The sequence below is a fragment of the Leptospira abararensis genome (assembly GCF_016918735.1).
In the GTDB taxonomy this organism is placed as follows: domain Bacteria; phylum Spirochaetota; class Leptospiria; order Leptospirales; family Leptospiraceae; genus Leptospira_A; species Leptospira_A abararensis.
In genome coordinates this window covers 1-3,812 of the sequence record NZ_JAFFPR010000049.1, presented here as the reverse complement: position 1 = coordinate 3,812, position 3,812 = coordinate 1, and the positions used below count along the sequence as shown (strand labels likewise).

Below are 3,812 nucleotides of genomic sequence, written 5' to 3'. Positions count from 1 at the left end.
TAAAGGCACATTTCGTGTTACGCTAACGCCTCTAAAGAGGCTCAGCTACACGAAACGTCGGTAAGCCTAATTCGTTATGCGATATGTTTGAAAAAATGAATAAAGAAGAAGAAAGAAAAGAGAATCCCGAAACAGATTTGGTAAATTTCCTAACGTCCACAAAGGAAATAATTGTTCCAGATGTTGTTTACCATTATTGTTCATTGGAATCTTTTACAAAAATAATTGAATCAGGTAAATTATATTTAAGTCATCATACTGCAATGAATGATTTATCTGATACACGTTTATTTTTCCATGTATTGATTCAAAGAGCTCAAAGTATTGCTGATGAATCTAATAAAAAAATTTTAGGAGATTTCCTCCATTTATTTGAAATCAATCTTCGCGATTATTTTATTGCATGCTTCTCAAAAGAGCCAGATGTCCTTAGTCAATGGAATATGTATGGAGACAAAGGTCGAGGAGTGGCAATTGGATTCCTTACTAAAAATCTAAATATTGAACCAAAAATCCCTAACTATAATATACTAATTCCAAAAAATCTTAAAGGAATATTTCCAATCGAGTACATTTCAGAATCTCAAGATAATCTAGCGGATGAATTAATTTCTTTAGTTCTAAAAGGATTCTTCAAAAACTTTCCACCTAATATCGAAAAATTAGTTCTTCAAAAGAAACATAGAAGTTTTTTACAAGAAGAGGAAATACGAATTGTTGAAATACTCGATACAAGAACAAATTTAAATCCAGATGCTATAGGATTACGAACTAGATACGTTGGAGAACATTTAAGTTATAGAGTCAAGAATAATAGGGAATTAATACCATATAGAACGCATCAATTCAAATCAACAGAAGACACAAACTATGAATTAGAAAGCATTTGGCTTGGACCTGAAAATAGAACTAAAGAAAATATTTTAAGTCTATTTCTTAATAAACATAGAGTATCAATAAGAGATAAAATATACTTTTCAAAATCTCCATTTGCACTCTAACAATCAAACACATCGCATAACAGCGCCTTAACGCTACGCTTCGGGACAAGCCCTCGCTCGGTCTGCGACACATAGGCTTCTGGCACTCCCCTTGCATCCGCAAGTGTCGTTCCAGTCCCTAACGTCCCGTTGGGACTCAGGGCCAGCCTACGTCGTTAAGGCTAATTCGTTATGCGAAATTTGTAAAATATAATGAATAAAGAAATATTACATTTCAGTCAAACTATCAATAAAATTGAAGCTGATGGCTTTTCCGAAACTGGAATTATAAACGGACTCTATATCGCTGGAAAAAATGAACTTGGGTATATATTCAATAAAAAAGCTATAGAGTTAACATACTTACTTTATAAAAATTTTTACACCAAAAGAAAAATTTCCTACAAAACCTTTCAGCAGATATTCCTAGAATCAATCGTAAATAATATAAACAATGGGAAAATTTCTATCGAAAAGTCGTTTAAAGAATTTAGTTTAAACATAGAAAATGTAACTGAAAAAACTTATACTCTTTTCATTCCAGTAAATGGAATCAGAATAAATAACAAATACAATTTCTTTGAATTTGAACTTTTAAACAAAAAATTAATCACAAAAATATCCAAAAATAAAGAAGAATATAATTTATTACCAGAAACCATTGCGAAAATAACAGATTTAGGTGATTCCAATTATCTGGAAGAAAAATATACTGAATTACTGAATCGTAGATTGAATTGGCTACGGGCCATTGCTTTTAAATATTCCAGACATTTCCCAAGCATAAGTGTTTCTAATAATAGAATTGAAGATAGAACTATATTTTTTAAACTCAATAACTCCTACGATTACAGCTTCAAAAAACTGAAAACGACGCATCCGTTTGATATTACAAATATAAAAAAACAAAGGGTTCTATCTAAAGCCATGGCGATATCAAAAAAGCCTGGGGAACTAAACGACGCGATAAACACTTCTGCTGAATGGTTAGGCAAATTCTATTCAGAACACGATGCTAAATCTCGCTATTTAAATCTAATAGTTTCTTTGGAATCACTATTCTCACCTCAGTCAGAAAACTATTCAAGCATAACAGCATCCATATCGGAAAAATCCGCATTTCTATTTGAAAAGGGAGACAGAAAAAATATCTTAGATAGAGTTAAATCAATCTATCAACTAAGAAGCAAAGTAGTACATTCCGGCTCTCTTAAAAATACCTACAATTTAGGTCAGGATTATTCTCTAGTTCTATCGATATTGGAAAGAACAATCGAATTGATCTATAAGAAAAAATTTGTCAACCTAAATGAACTTAACGAATTCTTTTTTTCACAGAAATTTTTAATGTAAGTAACAAACTTCGCATAACAGCGGGGAAACGCTTCGCTTCGGCACTTACGGCCTCGCTCGGTCTGCGACACATTCCTCTCCGTCACGCTTTATTGCACTCGCAAAAAGCGCGCCGACGCTAACGCCTACTTCGTAGGCTCAGCTACGAGGAACGTCGTCTCCCCTAGTTCGTTATGCGTAATTTTCTAAATTATAAACAAAAGAAATGAAAATATATAAAGTTCTTCTAATATTTATCTTGGCCTTAAATACTTCAAATTGTTTCTACGGAATTGGAAGGATTGCTCCTAGAGAGTATGTTGAACATAATTTTGAGATTACGGATAAAAAATATTCATTCGAAAATCCGAAAGACTTTCTGAATCCTCCTTCATACTCAAAACAGGATATTATCGACAAATGGGGTGAACCATCAAAAACAGGCGTCTACAATAACTGTAATTACATAGCCTATCGTGATGGCTTTACTTGGAATTTTATTGGCATCGGGATATTCCTTCTACCGATACCAATTCTAATATTCCCTACAGGGTTTGATGAAAAAAAAGTATACTTTATTGATGACAAAGCTCTTGCTTATAGTCAAAATTTTAATGAGGAGACCCATTTTTTTGGCTATTTTTGCGGTGATAGAGACTGTAAATTTCAATTCGGAAAAACTTACCACTATAGCGAAAATGAAGCAAAACTAATAAAATGCAGAAGTCCTAAATAATTTGATTTTCTACTGATGTTACAGGCTATTCTTTAGAAGAAAATAAGACTCAAAGACAATATTAGAAAGAAAACTACGCATAACAGCGACTAACCGCTTCGCTTCGGGTCTTCGCCCTCGCTTGGGCTGCGCCACATAGGCTTCTGGCACTCCCTTTGCATTCGCAAGTGTCGTTCCAGTCCCTAACGTCCCGTTGGGACTCAGGGCCAGCCTACGTCGGTTAGTCTAGTTCGTTAATTGCAATTGGTTAATTCTCTTCAAAAAAACCAGCGCGCAATTTTTCTTAAAAAGCTACAGTTCAACTTTGATTAATTCGATAATCGATTTTATTACTTCGTTAATGATTCAAGCGCTTTAAAGAAAAGAATAAGAAACAAGAGGTTTATTTCGCTCCACTTCCTATTAAGTTTTGAGCACGGTTTCCATGTTGCAAAAATGATTGTCGGGCTTTAAAGACAAAGAATAAGAAAGAAAATTTGCGCGCTGGGATTTCAAACACTTCGTATTAGTAGCAAATACTAAACAAAACCAACTGCAATTAACTGCCGCTAACCACTTCGCTTCGGGACTTGCGCCCTCGCTCGGCCTTCGGCACATAGGCTTTTGTCACTCTTCTTGCTTGCGCAAGCCTCGTGCCAATCCCTAACGCCTCCGCACGGAGGCTCAGGGCCAGCCTACGTCGGTTAGCTAGTTCGTTATACGAAATGCCCGAAAAACCGATTTAAAACCGAAATTTAATAAGTTTAAGCAAAAAAGAGAGGAAA

Annotated in this window: 3 protein-coding genes; all 3 read left to right on the top strand. The window is 34.8% G+C overall.

From position 1 onward, the window contains the following. Window positions 1-95: 95 nt before the first annotated feature. The 3 genes from JWG40_RS13580 to JWG40_RS13570 all read left to right on the top strand — a co-directional run bounded on the left by JWG40_RS13580 (window position 96) and on the right by JWG40_RS13570 (window position 3,048). Complete coding sequence (locus JWG40_RS13580) at window positions 96-1,001, top strand: DUF2971 domain-containing protein (protein WP_205286335.1); 906 nt, start codon at window positions 96-98, stop codon at window positions 999-1,001. Window positions 1,002-1,193: 192 nt separating this feature from the next. Continuing rightward, on the top strand, window positions 1,194-2,333 hold the full coding sequence (locus tag JWG40_RS13575; protein ID WP_205286334.1) for a HEPN domain-containing protein: 1,140 nt from the start codon (window positions 1,194-1,196) through the stop codon (window positions 2,331-2,333). Window positions 2,334-2,538: 205 nt separating this feature from the next. Beyond that, complete coding sequence (locus tag JWG40_RS13570; RefSeq protein WP_205286333.1) at window positions 2,539-3,048, top strand: hypothetical protein; 510 nt, start codon at window positions 2,539-2,541, stop codon at window positions 3,046-3,048. Window positions 3,049-3,812: the final 764 nt, after the last annotated feature.